The organism is Virgibacillus sp. W0430, from assembly GCF_051846935.1.
Taxonomy (GTDB): Bacteria; Bacillota; Bacilli; order Bacillales; family Amphibacillaceae; genus JBPYCR01.
In genome coordinates this window covers 1-15,486 of the sequence record NZ_JBPYCS010000016.1, presented here as the reverse complement: position 1 = coordinate 15,486, position 15,486 = coordinate 1, and the positions used below count along the sequence as shown (strand labels likewise).

At 37.1% G+C, this 15,486-nt stretch carries 11 protein-coding genes; 8 read left to right on the top strand and 3 right to left on the bottom strand.

Features of this window, described 5'->3' with window-relative positions; all coding sequences use genetic code 11:
- Nucleotides 1-145: 145 nt before the first annotated feature.
- From ACLIBH_RS09545 to ACLIBH_RS09535, 3 genes are all read right to left on the bottom strand, one after another.
- Nucleotides 146-2,458, bottom strand: coding sequence for a lectin-like domain-containing protein (locus ACLIBH_RS09545; protein ID WP_439316481.1), 2,313 nt, complete (start codon nucleotides 2,456-2,458; stop codon nucleotides 146-148).
- A 384-nt stretch (nucleotides 2,459-2,842) separates the two neighbouring features.
- Entirely contained in the window at nucleotides 2,843-3,976 is a 1,134-nt protein-coding gene (locus ACLIBH_RS09540) for a response regulator (RefSeq protein WP_439316480.1), read from the bottom strand.
- Nucleotides 3,957-7,049: an ATP-binding protein gene (locus ACLIBH_RS09535; protein ID WP_439316479.1), complete on the bottom strand. Its 3,093-nt coding sequence runs from the start codon at nucleotides 7,047-7,049 to the stop codon at nucleotides 3,957-3,959. Before ACLIBH_RS09535 ends, ACLIBH_RS09540 begins: the two co-directional genes overlap by 20 nt.
- A 269-nt stretch (nucleotides 7,050-7,318) precedes the next feature.
- On the opposite strand from ACLIBH_RS09535, the gene ACLIBH_RS09530 reads away from it, so the two are divergent.
- From ACLIBH_RS09530 to lysS, 8 genes are all read left to right on the top strand, one after another.
- Entirely contained in the window at nucleotides 7,319-8,092 is a 774-nt protein-coding gene (locus tag ACLIBH_RS09530; RefSeq protein ID WP_439316478.1) for a type III pantothenate kinase, read from the top strand.
- 12 nt (nucleotides 8,093-8,104) lie between these two features.
- Entirely contained in the window at nucleotides 8,105-8,977 is an 873-nt protein-coding gene (hslO, locus tag ACLIBH_RS09525; RefSeq protein ID WP_439316477.1) for an Hsp33 family molecular chaperone HslO, read from the top strand.
- 32 nt (nucleotides 8,978-9,009) lie between these two features.
- Nucleotides 9,010-9,909, top strand: coding sequence for a peptidylprolyl isomerase (locus tag ACLIBH_RS09520; RefSeq protein WP_439316476.1), 900 nt, complete (start codon nucleotides 9,010-9,012; stop codon nucleotides 9,907-9,909).
- Between the two features lie 140 nt (nucleotides 9,910-10,049).
- Nucleotides 10,050-10,979, top strand: a complete 930-nt coding sequence (gene cysK, locus ACLIBH_RS09515) for a cysteine synthase A (protein ID WP_439316475.1) — start codon at nucleotides 10,050-10,052, stop codon at nucleotides 10,977-10,979.
- Between the two features lie 247 nt (nucleotides 10,980-11,226).
- Entirely contained in the window at nucleotides 11,227-12,054 is an 828-nt protein-coding gene (folP, locus tag ACLIBH_RS09510; RefSeq protein ID WP_439316474.1) for a dihydropteroate synthase, read from the top strand.
- Nucleotides 12,047-12,412, top strand: a complete 366-nt coding sequence (gene folB / locus ACLIBH_RS09505) for a dihydroneopterin aldolase (protein WP_439316473.1) — start codon at nucleotides 12,047-12,049, stop codon at nucleotides 12,410-12,412. The genes folP and folB overlap by 8 nt, the downstream gene beginning before the upstream one ends.
- Nucleotides 12,409-12,918, top strand: a complete 510-nt coding sequence (folK, locus tag ACLIBH_RS09500) for a 2-amino-4-hydroxy-6-hydroxymethyldihydropteridine diphosphokinase (protein ID WP_439316472.1) — start codon at nucleotides 12,409-12,411, stop codon at nucleotides 12,916-12,918. The genes folB and folK overlap by 4 nt, the downstream gene beginning before the upstream one ends.
- Before the next feature lie 525 nt (nucleotides 12,919-13,443).
- Nucleotides 13,444-14,925, top strand: a complete 1,482-nt coding sequence (lysS, locus tag ACLIBH_RS09495; protein WP_439316471.1) for a lysine--tRNA ligase — start codon at nucleotides 13,444-13,446, stop codon at nucleotides 14,923-14,925.
- Nucleotides 14,926-15,486 lie beyond the last annotated feature (561 nt).

The window sequence follows — 15,486 nt, the reverse complement described above, 5'->3', positions numbered from 1 at the left end:
TCCTTAACCGAGTTATGTATTAACAGTCATGTACCGGTTTTTTATATACCTAACCAATCCAAAAGAGTGTAAAAAAAGACGTGATTCCTATAAACAGAATCACATCTTTTTTAAAATGTTTGCTATGAATTAATTGATGCAAAATCTACTTTTTAATAAACACTCTTTTTCGATTCAATAAGAATAACAGCCCGCCAATCATCGAGAGAATCAATCCGGTTAACATAATGTTTGCCATGGAAGTTGATGTATTAGGTAGCTTACCTTCCTGGTCATCTTTGTTGCTATTATCATCTTTTGTTGATTGTGTAATCGTTTGTTCATTATCCTCCGTCAAGTCACTTTTCTCTTCCTGAGTACTTTCCTCATTCGAAGAAGTGGTATCTTTATCCGCATAAATAATAGAGTAAGTAGAAAACTCATCCGTTTCGAATGTTATCGTCTTGTCATTAGTATTAATGTCTTTTAGAACTTGTAACTTCCCGTCATGAACCTTCACAATCATAAACTCACGATTGGTGGAGCTTCCTTCTGACAGCATGTATTCAGGGATGTCGATCGTTATCTGGATCATATTACTCACTTTAGTAACTGAGATCGGGTTGTCGTTTCCAATGAGCTTAAATAAAGAGATATCTAAGTATTGTGCAACTTTATAACCATTTAAAGCATTTTCGATTAATTGTTTTTCCTCTTTACTAATTGTATTGTCAATATCAGATATCATGAGCTGGATTTTGACATCTTCACTGTTTTTCATTCTTTCTTTTTCTTGATCTGTTAACAATATATTCTTTAATTGATCCGTATCATTATTTAATTTTATTTTTGGTGCACCATCAGCATTTTTTGCCTCTTTCGATATATGTCCGTTATCAACGGTTGGGATGTCTTCATAAATAGCCGTAATTTCAACCGCTTCTTCCGGCATGATAAAGCTTGTCATCGCTGACTGGCTATTTTCCAATGCAACTGTTCCGCTGATTACAATCCATCCTTTAAACTGCTTACCTTCTGGCGCTTGGTCTGCTTCAATGGTGACGTTTTTCCCTGCTTCATACGCACCGTTTTCCGATCCGTTGTTAACCGTCACTTTATAAGTCGGTAGTGGGATGTCTTCATAAATAGCTGTAATTTCAACCGCTTCTTCCGGCATGATAAAGCTCGTCGTCGCAGATTGACTGTTTTCCAATGCAACTGTTTCGCTCATTACAATCCATCTTTTAAACTGCTTTCCTTCTGGTGCTTGGTTTGCTTCAATGGTGATGTTTTTCCCTGCTTCATACGCGCCCGCGCCACTTCCGCTATTTACTGTCAATGGATAAACAGCAGGCTCTGGAACAGGTACTACCGTAACTTCAATTGGAGAACGTTCACTCTGTATCCCATTTTTTACTAAAGTATAGTAATACTTTTTTCCATCTGTATTCATTGCTGCATCAATCAAGAAGCTATTTCCTGAATGAATTGATTTTACATCATTTTCGTTTTCATAAAAGACGTACGATCCTGGCTCTGGAGTCACCTCATATGCTGAATTATGATCCTTTGTTACTTGTAAAGGTGAAGGAGCATTCGGCTTCGTTTCTTGTTTGTAATGTTCATTTGGTTCTAAGCCACGATCACTGTATGAACTGTCAAACAAAACACCACGTATTTCATGCTTTGAATATGCCCATCCTGTCGAAGCTGAAAAACCAACAAATACATCTGAAACCGATCCAAATACTTCGCCTAAGTTTACATTATAAGATAATGCGGTTTGCGTAGGCTTGTTTGCATTTCCCGTCTCATCTTCGGCAAAATATACATCCATTTTATTTCCATTATAATCAATCCAAACGGAATATGTTTTATTTGTGTAATCTAATAATATGTTTTCATCACTGTAAAGATCCTTGAGAGCTAAATGTTCTTTATAGTCGCCATTTAGTGTAATTGCGATGTGACTAGAGTTATCTCCAGATTTATATGGATCATTTGCACTTGAATTATAATACGTATCTATTTCAACTGCTAAACTAGGCGATATTCCACTGTACCCTAACCCTTCGCCATACCCTCCAGCAGTATTACTGTTTGTTTGCATAACAAATGCTAATCCGTCACCACCAGTGTTACCGGTGTTATTAATTTTAAAGGAAAATTTAGTATTAAAGGATAAGTTCTCTTGTAAATGAAGGCTATCTTTAAAATACATATATCCTTTTTTTCCTCCGGATGCGGGTGTCAATATGCCCCCTGAGCTGTTCATCACAGCATCATCGCCAACACTCCAAAACGATTGGTCAAACCCATTGTTAAATCCTAAACTTGTATCTCCTTGTGCAATAGAAATTGGCTGTACTGCTGCTGCCTCCGTTTTCTTAGGTGGCATAAACGAAAAGAGCAAACAAATAGCCATGATAACGCTTAGTTGTTTATGAACGAGCTTAATTTTAGATTCTTTTAACGACATAAAGCTTTCACTCTCCTTGTATGGTGTTTTTATTACATAATATTTCCAAAAATGACAAACATCGACGACCTGTTAAAAAGTATAATATACACCGCTGAACAGTTACTGAACATAACAAAGCATTATTGCAAAAAATCTGAAAAGTGACTGAAAAGGTTGCGGTGAAATAGCTTATGTAAGGTTCTTTCAATAATTTAAATTTGTCATTTTAGGTTTGTGCTGCTCTATGCGAGTAGAAGCTTTAATTAAGCGTCTTTCATTTATCGCGCAACTTAATAGAAATAAAAACGCTCTGTTATATAGAGGAGTAAGTAAATCGTCGATTAAACAAAAAAACTCCGATCGCTCATCTATTTAGATGGAATGATCGGAGCATGTGAAAGCTTAACGGCTGTATTTCCATGTTTGATACCAATTTTCTATTTCAGCATTTTTAGGTACGTTTAACTCATCATTATATACATTATTAATTGTTTGATATAATTTTTCGATAGCTTGCGTATTGTTTTGTTGTTTATATAAATCAAACAGAGTAATTACAGTTTTATCATCGTATGAAAGCTTGTATATGAACGGTTCATATAAAGCTATTGCCTCTTCATACCGCTTTAGATCTATTAAACAGGTTGCTATTTTAAATACGTGCTTCTCGTACAATGTACTTAAATGTGCTTGTTCTACTTCTGACCATATAAAATCTAAGTTTTCCAAGTAACGGCCACGATATATCTTTAGTTTATTAATGCACGATTCCACGTTATGCTCATTCACGTTTGGATTCTCTTTTAAATGCTGAAGCCAAATATCAACATCGACATCAACCGTTTCACTAAGTTTAACTTGGTAAGCGTTGTTTTGATAAATTATTTTAATATCGAGCTGATGTTGATAGATTAACTGTCTAAGCCGGTAGATCGTTGTATGTAAATGTGTCGCAGCCTTTTTATCAGAAAATGCGTACCAGAGTAAGTCAATAATTTCATATTTTGAAATGAAGCGATTTCTATATTGCATTAATAATGAAAATAACTCCTTTAACTTACCCGATCGCCACTTGATTTCCAATAATTCGCCTTGCTGATTATAAATATCCAAATTACCGAATAAACAAATTTTTGTTTTTAATGGTATTTGACTTTCATCTGAATGTTTATTTACGCGTTTTATGATGCGCGCTAATGTTTTTAATAGACGATTTGGTCTAACAGGTTTCAATAAATAGTCTAACGCATGTAATTCAAATGCTTCAATTGCATATTCTTGAAAAGCTGTTACAAATACTATTTCTATTTCTGGCTGTTGTTCTTTCATCTTTTCCGCAACGACTAATCCGTTTAGCTCTGCCATTTCAATATCAAGAAAAGCGACGTCTATCTGATGTTTTGAAGTAAATTGTAATGCTTCTGACGGTGAAGTGTATTCGTGAATGTTTTCCTTATGTATTCCTTGGTGATTTTTTAATATGTTTTTTAAATTTTGAACGGCTAATCGCTCATCATCAACTATTAGCACGTGCATCTCGTTTGTCATTCCTTTCTGGGATTAACATTCGGAAAACGGTCCCCTTACCTATTTCGCTCTCTATTTCTAACGCACATCCGAATAACCGTTTTAATCTACCTTGTATGTTTTGTATACCAATACCTTGTTTTTTGGAAACATATTGTTCATTTAATAGGCGATTGACTTTCGTTTTGGACATTCCTATGCCATCGTCTGAAACCGTAATTCGATATCCTTTGTGTTCTTTTTTTATTATTATTTTTACAGTGCCGCCTTCTTTATTTTTATTTACCCCGTGGCGAACAGCATTTTCAACTAAGGGCTGAATAAGAAACGGTGGTATTTCAAAATCTAAATGCTCATCGAGTTCATACTGTATAGTAAGTCGCTCTTCAAATCTTGCTTTTTCAATGATTAAATAAGACTGTAAAAAATCCATTTCATCATCAATATGAATCCATTTATCGCGATTATGAAAGTCAAATTTGGCACGCATATAATCTGCCAGAGATAACAACAGATCGTTTGCTTTTAATGGTTCAGTTGCAATGACGGAAGAAATAATATTTAAAGCATTAAATAAAAAATGTGGTTTGATTTGTGCTTGTAAGGATAATACCTCGGAATCTAACGCCTGTTCAACCGAATTCTTCAATTCTAGTAATGTCTGCACCCGCGCTTTCATTTCTTGTGAGTAAAATGGTTTGGTTATATAATCATTCGCTCCAGCTTCAAAGCCAGCCAAGAAATCCTCCGTTCGGTTATTAACAGTAATAAGCAGTATTGGCAGCTCAACTAATGAATAACTTTGACGTATTCTTTTTGTCACTTCATACCCGGATATCCCGGGCATCATTACGTCTAATATTATTAAATCTAAATCTTTGCGATTCATAATAATTTGTAACGCTTCGTCTCCATTTCGTGCTTTAATTAATTTATAAGGCGCACTGCTAAACATATGATCTATAACTTGCAAATTGATAGGTTCATCGTCTACAACTAATAGTGTATAGGTTGTGTGTAATTGCCTTTTATCGTAGTTTTTGTTTATGTTGATGGATTGTGAATCAAACGGGTGTCTGGTTGTCTCGAGTATTGCCTTATTCGCTTCTTCAATATTACGAATAGGCAAAGTAAAGCGGACAATTGTTCCTTTATTAACTTGTGATTCAATCGTTATCTTCCCGCCGTGCAGGTCAATTATTTGTTTAGCTATTCCAATCCCAAGCCCCGATCCTTGCTTGTTTAATGCATAATGGACATGTGCTTGTTCATACCGATCAAAGATTGTAGAGAGCTTATCTTCTGGAATTCCTTGCCCTGTGTCTATTATTTCGACTACGATAAAGGGCCGTTCTTTGTGAACCTTAATCGTAACCGTACCGGTAATCGTGAATTTGAAGGCATTACCAATTAAGTTATATAAAACTTGCAGGATACGCGCTTCGTCAACATTTACTTTTGGGAGGTTCGGCTCTATTTCTACATTCAGTTTTACACGGTCATCATATTTTAATGCGTGAAGTATATCGAGATTTGTTGTCACAATCTTTGTCAAATCAGTTACTTTTTTATTAAGCTTTAGCCGCCCTTGATTAAATCGATCGAAATCCAAAATATCCTGTACAAGGTTTGACATTTGTCGAGCGACAGAAGTAACCAATTTTAGATGTTGCTTTTGTTTGCTTGTTAAGTTCGTATTATCCTCTAGTAGGGAATCGCTTATATTAATTATTCCGTGGAGAGGTGTTTTCAGTTCATGTGCTGTATTTGATAGGAAGGTATCCTTCTCTTTATCTGCTAGCAGCAACTGTTCTGTAGCCTTCTCCATATCGTGATAGACTGTTGAAAACCGGCGTGCAATCAAAACAGCTTGAAAAAAAATTAACGTAAACATACCGAGTGGCACAATTTGTCTATTAAAAATTTGTAACCAATTTAAATTGTATAAAACGTCATGAATCATCGTAATGCCAAACGTTAAAATTGCTATGAGCTGTATCCCCGAACCATCCCGTTTGTGGCGAACGGTTTTAAATATATTATGCAGTAGAACGAAGAGCACAATTATTAGTACAAAGTGATACCCATAAATAAATTGAGTAAAGACATGAACAGGTAATACAATTGTAGTCAATACAAAAAGTGAGCTAACTACCGTTACAATTTTAATAAAGCGTAAGGAGAATTCCTTTGGGTATAACAAATAAAAATACATTAGAAGCAAGGGAATGCCTGCATAATATGTCAAGTATTCAAAAAATACGAACCACCAAACATTGACGCCTGATAAAATATCAACGAGATAGACGTGTTCAATTATCAGCATTCGAATTGCAACGAATAAAGAGCCTAATCCGAATAACAAATATTCTTTTTGCTTGATTCGCATAGTGAATAGTATTAAATGATAAATACTAATGATTAAAACACTACCTAATATAAATAAATCCGTACTTTTTTCGTTTGCATATATTTGGGCTAGTTGATTCGCAGTACCAAAATCGAGTGCGTACCACATGCCACCTCTAGCGTACAAATAGTTCGAGATATGAATAATTAAATCAAATTCCGTATCTTTTACCTCAAACAACACGAGGCCGCTTTTATACTGGGCGGATGTTTGTTCAGCATTTGTTCCTGCTACGCCACTTTGATAAATCAGCTGATCGTCAATATACACACTCGATGCTGTTGACAAAGTGGGGATTTTAATACCATACATCCCCGGGTTTTCGACGAATATTTTCAAATGATATGTACCATGCCCGAAACCAGGCAGTCTTTTTCCATTATGTGTATAGCGTGTCCATACATCTGGCACACTTACTATATTTGAATTATTGTCACCTGAGGCAATTTGTGCATCACTTAATTGTTGATCCCAATAAAACGTCCACTCTCCACTTAAAGTAACTTGCCCGTTAGAAGAAAGCATTTCGTTCGTAAGTATAACTTGGCCTTCTTTTAAGTGTATGTCATCTTGGAGCAATGACCGAGGATGTGAATAAGAAAATAATATAAAAATGATAAACCAAATGAAGAATAATCCAAATAATACCCAATTACTTTTTCGGTTTTTCATAGAGAGGAAGCCTTTCCAGTTGAGATTAATGCAATCCATCTAGTTATTTATAGTTAATAAGAACTAATTATACTTGAATATAGGAAATAGTTAAACAACTTTTTAGAGATCTAATCGTCTTTAAATAATCGTAGATCGATTAATTATGTAGGAAATCAATCCGTCATGCATTACAGCAATCCAATTAGCCAAGCTTTCTATATTAAATTAAATTGTGGTATATTTATGAAGTATATATGGTAGATTAAGGTGAGGAAGGTCTGGTAATCATGATATTTGTACTTGATACTGGTAATACAAATACCGTACTCGGTGTTTTTGAACATGGAGAGTTAACGCATGAATGGCGCATTAAAACGGATCGATATAAGACGGAAGATGAGTTCGGCATATTAATTAAGTCTTTGTTTGAGCATCGTGGCATTGAATTATCTGCTATAAAAGGAATTATCATCTCATCAGTTGTACCGCCGATTATGCTCGCTTTAGAAAAAATGTGTGCATTGTACTTTGGAATACAGCCGTTAATCATTGGAAAGAAAGACGTAAAATCATCTTTAGAAATGAAGTATCCGAATCCAGACGAAATAGGCGCAGACCGAATTGTTAATGCGGTTGGCGCAATAGATAAGTATGGCGCTCCTTTAATTATAATTGATTTTGGAACGGCAACTACGTATTGCTCCATTAATGAAGAAGGAGAATACTGTGGGGGGATTATTTCACCTGGTATAAAAATTTCGATGGAAGCAATGTATCAAAAAGCTTCCAAGCTACCAAAAATTGAAATACAAAAACCAGACCATGTCGTGGGAACTTCAACTGTGGAAGCGATGCAATCGGGTGTTTTTTACGGGTATGTATCGCAAGTGGATGGGATTGTAACGCGAGTTAAAAAACAGATGGGCAATCAACCAAAAGTCATAGCGACAGGCGGACTTGCTGCTTTGATTGCGAATGAAGCCGAAACAGTGGATGTTGTTGATCCTCATCTAACGTTAAAGGGATTGTATTTAATTTATGAAAAAAACATGCAAAAATAAAGGAGTATATAGATGATAGATTACTTAATTAAAACTACGGCTTATGCAGGTATGGTACGGGCATATGCATGTGTCTCAACACAAATGGTAAAAGAAGCGCAAAGAAGACAAGATACGTGGGCAACTGCTTCAGCTGCCTTAGGACGTACGTTAACAATATCTGCGCTAATGGGAGCAATGCTAAAGAACGAGCATTCACTGACGATAAAGGTAGAAGGGAACGGACCGATTGGAGCAATCATTTCAGAGGCCAATGCGAAAGGCGAAGTACGGGGTTATGTGATCAATCCGCATGTTGACTTTGAATTAAACGAAAAAGGTAAGCTAGATGTTCGACGTGCAGTCGGCACAGAAGGATATATAAGTGTTGTAAAGGATTTAGGCTTAAAGGATTACTTTACTGGCCAAGTACCGATCGTTTCAGGTGAAATTAGCGAAGACTTTACGTATTACTTTGCAAATTCCGAGCAAGTACCCTCGGCAGTTGGTGCAGGTGTGCTCGTAAATCCGGATCATACTGTCTTGGCTGCGGGTGGTTTTATTGTTCAATTAATGCCTGGGGCAACCGATGATGTTATTACAAGCTTGGAAAAGCAAATTGAACAATTCCCAGCTATCTCTACATTAATAGAAAAAGGATATACACCCGAACAAATGTTGGAGCTTCTATTTAAAGACGAAGAAGTGATCGTTCACGAACAAGCTCCTGTTGTTTTTCGCTGTAAATGCTCAAAAGAGAGAGTTGAGAATGCGATTATCGGTCTTGGCGCAGCAGAGATAGAGAAAATGATAAAAGAAGATCATGGTGCGGAAGCGACGTGTCACTTTTGTAATGAAGTATATCAGCTTACAGAAAAGGAACTAGAAGCGTTGAAGCATAATTAAATAAACTAGGTTGCCCGAGGGGAAGCGAGCGTATGCCTAAAAAATTACTGTTAAGTATCGTTCTAATATTAATTGTATTAAACATTGTTACACTATTGCTTTGGAAAAAAAGCGAAAACATTACGTTGGAAAATACAGAAAAAACAATTACACGGAAAGATACAGTAGCAACGATCGGAAAAGATCGTATTACCTATGAACAATGGATGGAAGGACTACGGAATAGTTATGGGAAAATGGAATTAAAAAAACTAATTAACCATTCTATTGTTCATCAATTAGCTAACGAAAGCAATATTAAAATCGACCGTAAAATCATTGATCGTGAATTAGCGAATATAATGACAACGCAAGGTGTGTTAACAAATAAAGAAAGAGAAGCTGCTGAAAAAAAGTGGCATGCAGACATCGTATACCGTTATGAGCTAGAGGCTTTATTAGCAAAGGACTACGCGCGCATACCTGAAAAGGAAGTAAGAGCGTATTATGAGCAATATGCAAACCAATACAACTTTCCAGAATCTGCACAGCTTTCTCATATTGTACTCGATAATATGGAAATTGCTGAGCAAGTTCATGATGAGCTAGAGCAAGGCGCTTCCTTTCCTTTGCTAGCTTTGGAGTTTTCTAATGATGCAGATACGAAAACGAACGGGGGATATATGGGTTATATTGATGTTTCAAGCATACATCTCCCCGCAAGCTACAAAGAGGAAATAGAAAAAATAAAAGAAAACACATATAGCTCACCAATTTCGCTAGGAACCGAAGCAGCAATTATTTATCTGCACCGGCACATTTCTGAAATATCGTTTACTTATGAAGAAATTGCCCCGTATATTCAAAATGAATTAGCTTTAAAGAAACAGGGACAAACATTGGATGCTGCTCCTTTATGGGATGCGTTTGAAGTGGATTGGGTATATGAATAATAAAAACAAGATGTGGTATGGATAATCATAACCGATCTTGTTTTTTATTTTAGAAAAAACATTGACAAAATGAAAAAAACAGCGTACATTAATAATTAATAAATCCTATAAGTTTACTAGGAATTGGAGGCGTGTTTACATTGAAGGTAACAAATAATGTTGCACAATTAATTGGGCAGACACCGATTGTTAAGCTAAATCATACGGGTGATTCGGAAAGTGCGGATATTTATGTGAAATTAGAATTTATGAATCCGGGAAGCTCTGTAAAAGACCGCATTGCACTAGCGATGATTGAAGCGGCAGAGGAAGCGGGCGATTTGACGGAAGGCGATACAATTGTGGAGCCTACTAGCGGGAATACAGGAATTGGATTAGCAATGGTATCTGCCGCTAAAGGATATAAGCTGATTGTTACAATGCCAGAAACGATGAGTAAAGAACGCCGGAACTTACTTCGTGCCTATGGTGCAGAAATCGTTCTAACACCTGGTTCGGAAGGAATGAAAGGCGCTGTTGATAAAGCAGTGGAGCTTAAAGAAACACACGGCTATTTTATGCCACAGCAATTTAACAACGAAGCAAACCCTAAAATGCACGAGCGTACGACCGGTAAAGAAATTATTGAGCAAATGAAGGATGGACTTGATGGGTTTGTAGCTGGCATCGGTACAGGAGGAACGATTACAGGGGCTGGAAAAGTGCTTAAGTCGCATTTTAAAGACATAACCATTTTTGCAGTTGAACCAGAGGATTCAGCAATTTTGTCCGGCAAGAAGCCTGGCCCACATAAAATTCAAGGAATTGGGGCTAATTTTATACCAAAAGTATTAGACACAGAAATATACGATGAAATATTACCGATTTCCAATGAAGAAGCATTTACAACTTCCAGAGAAGTCGCTAGAGCAGAAGGGATATTAGGTGGTATTTCAGCAGGGGCAGCAATTGCTGCAGCAAAAAAGGCGGCAAAAAAGCTAGGTAAAGGCAAAAAAGTGTTGGCGATTTTACCAGATAACGGAGAAAGATATTTGTCTACTCCACTTTATCAATTTGACGAAGAAGAATAATAGAAAAAACATGACGATAAAAAGATGTACTCCTCCATTAATAAACGGAAGCGTACATCTTTTTTATTATTAAGTTGTCCATCATGTAAGTTGGTCGTTGTAAAAGTTCGTTAGTATAGTAGAGAAAGCTTAATCGATACGAGTATCGATTAAGCTAGGGTAGCAAAAAAGGCATTTTCTTGCTCCATTTATGATACGATAGACAATAACATCTTTTACATATTACAGATTGGAAGAAGGGTTTTTCATGCAACTGAAAACACGAACGAAAACATTCAATCTACGTAGCAGAACCCATATTATGGGGATATTAAATGTAACGCCCGATTCTTTTTCGGATGGGGGCAGCTATGTAAACATAGATGATGCCGTGAAGCAAGCACGAAAGATGGAATCCCAAGGGGCAGACATTATTGATATCGGTGGCGAATCCACTCGTCCTGGTCATGAGAAAGTCACGGTGACTGAGGAATTAGCCCGGGTGCTACCTGTAATAGAAGCAGTCAAAAAGCAAGTCAATGTCCCGATTTCTATTGATACGTATAAGGCTGAAACAGCTCGGCATGCAATTGAAGCGGGTGCGGACATAATTAATGATATATGGGGAGCGAAAGCTGACCCTGAAATGGCTGCAGTTGCTGCAACGTATGAAGTTCCTATTATTTTAATGCACAATCGCATGGATCAAAAGTATGAATCGCTGCTTGGTGATATGCAAGCAGATTTGCAGCGCAGCATCCAAATGGCGATTGAGGCAGGTGTTAGGCGAGATAACATTATCCTTGATCCAGGTATCGGCTTTGCAAAAACGATGGAGCATAATTTACAAGTAATGAATGGCTTAGAGGAATTGGTGGCCCTCGGCTACCCACTTTTGCTTGGGACTTCACGCAAATCCTTTATTGGTCATGTATTGGATGTTCCAGCTGAAGCTCGTGATAACGGGACGGGTGCGACGACTTGTTTAGGAATTGCAAAAGGTGTGCACATTGTGCGCGTTCATAACGTTCAGATGCATTATGAACTAGCAAGAATGATGGATGCAATGTTGAAAGGAAAAGTGACAGATGGATAAAATTTATTTGAATCGTATGCAGTTTTATGGATACCACGGTTTATTCTCCGAGGAGAATAAATTAGGACAGCGATTCAACGTAGACGTTGTATTGCACGTTGACTTAAAAAAGGCTGGTACAACCGATAATATGAAGGATTCCATTGATTACGGACATGCGTTTGAAATTGTACAGCATATAGTGGAAGGTAAATCTTATCATTTAATTGAAGCAGTAGCGGAAGCGATCGCTGAGCAATTATTGAAGACGTTTGAATTATTAGACGCTTGTACCGTCAAGGTTATTAAACCAGATCCTCCAATTGTCGGACATTACGAGTCGGTAGCTGTTGAGATATTTAGGGGGAGAGAGAAATGAACGAAGCATTTATAGCACTTGGTACAAATATCGAGCCACGTGCTTCATACATTGACGAAGCAATCAATGCACTTTTAAATAATCGTACAATTCAATTAGAAAGAAAATCTTCTATTTATGAAACAGCCCCTGTCGGCTATTTAGATCAAGCCGATTTTTTAAACATGGTAATAAAGGTTACTACGGATTTGTCGCCGAATGAGTTATTGGATCAATGCCAAGCAATTGAACAACGGTTAGGAAGGAAACGAACGATTCGCAACGGGCCACGAACGATCGATCTCGATATCTTGCTTTACAATCAGGAAAAGACACAAGCCGAGCATTTAGTTATTCCACATCCCCGCATGCATGAACGTGCTTTTGTACTTGTCCCATTAAATGAAATTGCTGCCGATGCCATCGTTCCTGGCTTTAATATAGAAGTAAAGGCCTTATTGGAAAAAAATCCGCAAGAAGAAATAGATGGTATAGTGTTATGGGAAAAGAAAAGTTCAACAAAATAAATAATGATACGCATATTCAATCGATATTGTTTCGATAGCATGTTAAAATAATTCAGAAGCAATAAGTGGGTTCTAAAATAGAATATATTCGCAGCTCATTTTTACGCAATACGTCGAATAAAATGTTTGCAGTTAGGAAGCAGAGAGGAAGCCTTGTTTGGTCGTAGTTAAAGTAGTTTTTTGGTTGCCGAAGATGCTAAGGTGGGAATTTACCGAACATGATGAGATAGAGGCGAGCGGGAGGTCTTCAAAAGCAGCTATAGTCTATATTTTACCGATTACCCTATCTATACGATTAGGGGAAGGTTTGCGATTGTGAAAACAATTAACTTCTATTGTTGTAATGCCTTTTGTAGAAAGGGTAAAGCAGAATGTTTACAATCGGTTTTGTTTGATTATGCTAATGATTGGAAGCTGTAACAAACGTTCTAAAAGATGTAATCGTGGAAGCTGGATGGAATTCTAGTTCCTTTTTTGTGTATGATAGGAATATATTAGGACAAATAAATAACGGAGTGATGAGTAGTGTCAGAAGAATTAAATGAACATATGAGGGTGCGACGGGAGAAGTTGGCTGCACATAAAGAACAAGGTCTTGATCCGTTTGGCGGGAGATTTTTACGAACACACCTAGCAGCTGAATTGCACGAAGGGTATGAGGCGTTTTCTAAAGAGGAGCTGGCAGAAAAAGCGGTTCAAGCAACAATTGCTGGGAGAGTAATGACAAAGCGTGGAAAAGGGAAAGTCGGCTTTGCTCATATTCAAGATTCAAGCGGGCAGATTCAACTGTACGTAAGAAAGGATGAAATAGGCGAAGCAGCATACGAAATATTTAAAACAATTGATATTGGGGATATTGTTGGTGTTACAGGGCTCGTATTTAAAACAAATGTCGGTGAGCTTTCAGTCCAAGTGAACGAATTTGAATTACTAACCAAATCATTGCGCCCTTTACCAGAAAAGTACCATGGCTTGAAAGATATTGAGCAACGCTATCGTCAACGTTACCTTGACTTAATTACAAATCTAGATAGTCGAGAAACTTTTGTAATGCGAAGCAAGATTATTCAGTCGATGAGACGTTACTTGGATGATCAAGGTTTCCTAGAGGTAGAAACACCCATGATGCATGCGATACCAGGTGGCGCTTCTGCACGGCCTTTCGAAACGCACCATAATGCTTTGGACATCCCATTGTATATGCGAATCGCAATTGAATTGCACTTAAAGCGTCTAATTGTCGGCGGGCTGGAAAAAGTTTATGAAATCGGCAGAGTGTTTCGTAATGAAGGGGTATCTACTAGACACAATCCGGAATTCACAATGATTGAGCTGTATGAAGCATATGCAGACTTTAATGATATTATGGAGCTAACGGAAAATGTCATTGCCCACATTGCTAAAGAGGTAAGAGGCAAAACGACGATTACGTATGGCGATTATGAAGTGGATTTAGAACCAAGGTGGAAAAGATTGCATATGGTAGATGCGGTAAAAGAGCATACAGGTGTAGACTTTTGGAAGGATATTCAAGATGATGAGGCAAGAGCCTTAGCAAAAGAGCATGGGGTAGATATTACGGATACGATGACATTTGGTCATATTGTAAATGAGTTTTTCGAGCAAAAGGTAGAAGAAAAGCTGATCCAGCCAACATTTATTTATGGACATCCTGTCGAAATATCTCCGTTAGCTAAAATGAATAAAGAGGATCGTCGCTTTACAGATCGGTTTGAGCTATTCATTGTTGGCCGTGAGCACGCGAATGCATTTAGTGAATTAAATGACCCTATTGATCAGCGCGAACGGTTTGAAGCCCAGATGCAAGAAAGAGCAGAAGGTAATGATGAAGCGCATTTAATGGATGAAGACTTTCTGGAGTCTCTTGAATACGGAATGCCACCTACCGGGGGATTAGGAATAGGTATTGATCGTCTTGTTATGTTATTAACTAATGCACCGTCCATTCGTGATGTACTGTTATTCCCACAAATGAGAAATAAATAAAGAGAAAAAAGAAGACTGTAAGCCATTCAACGAGGCTTTGAAAAGTCTTCTTTTTTTATTTTAAATATTTAATGTATATTAATGTGAAATATAAAGATGATAATGGATAGATTCTTCATTGTTAAACGCACGAAAGACTATTGGTTTCCCTTTGGATCATTAGGTAGTTAAAAACATTTTCAAAAAAGTAAAAAGATCGTTGACTTTAACAAAATGCCGTGGTATAGTTAAAAACGTTGTTAAAAACAGCGCAAAACAGTTTGGAAACAATTTAAAAGTTTTTTAAAAAAGCTATTGACTTCCCATTCGGAAGTGTGCTATATTATAAAAGTCGCCATTTTGGTTGACGGAAAAATTTGCTCCTTGAAAACTGAACAAAACAACTCGTATGTCAAGAGACGAAGAAACACCTCCGTGTTTCTTCGGAAGGTCAGCCTTTCTATTATGAAAGCTGACGATAAATGAAACAAGCTAAGACAATTGTATAAGATTAACGGTGTTAATCTTATTTCAAACTTACTTTTATGGAGAGTTTGATCTTGGCTCAGGACGAACGCTGGC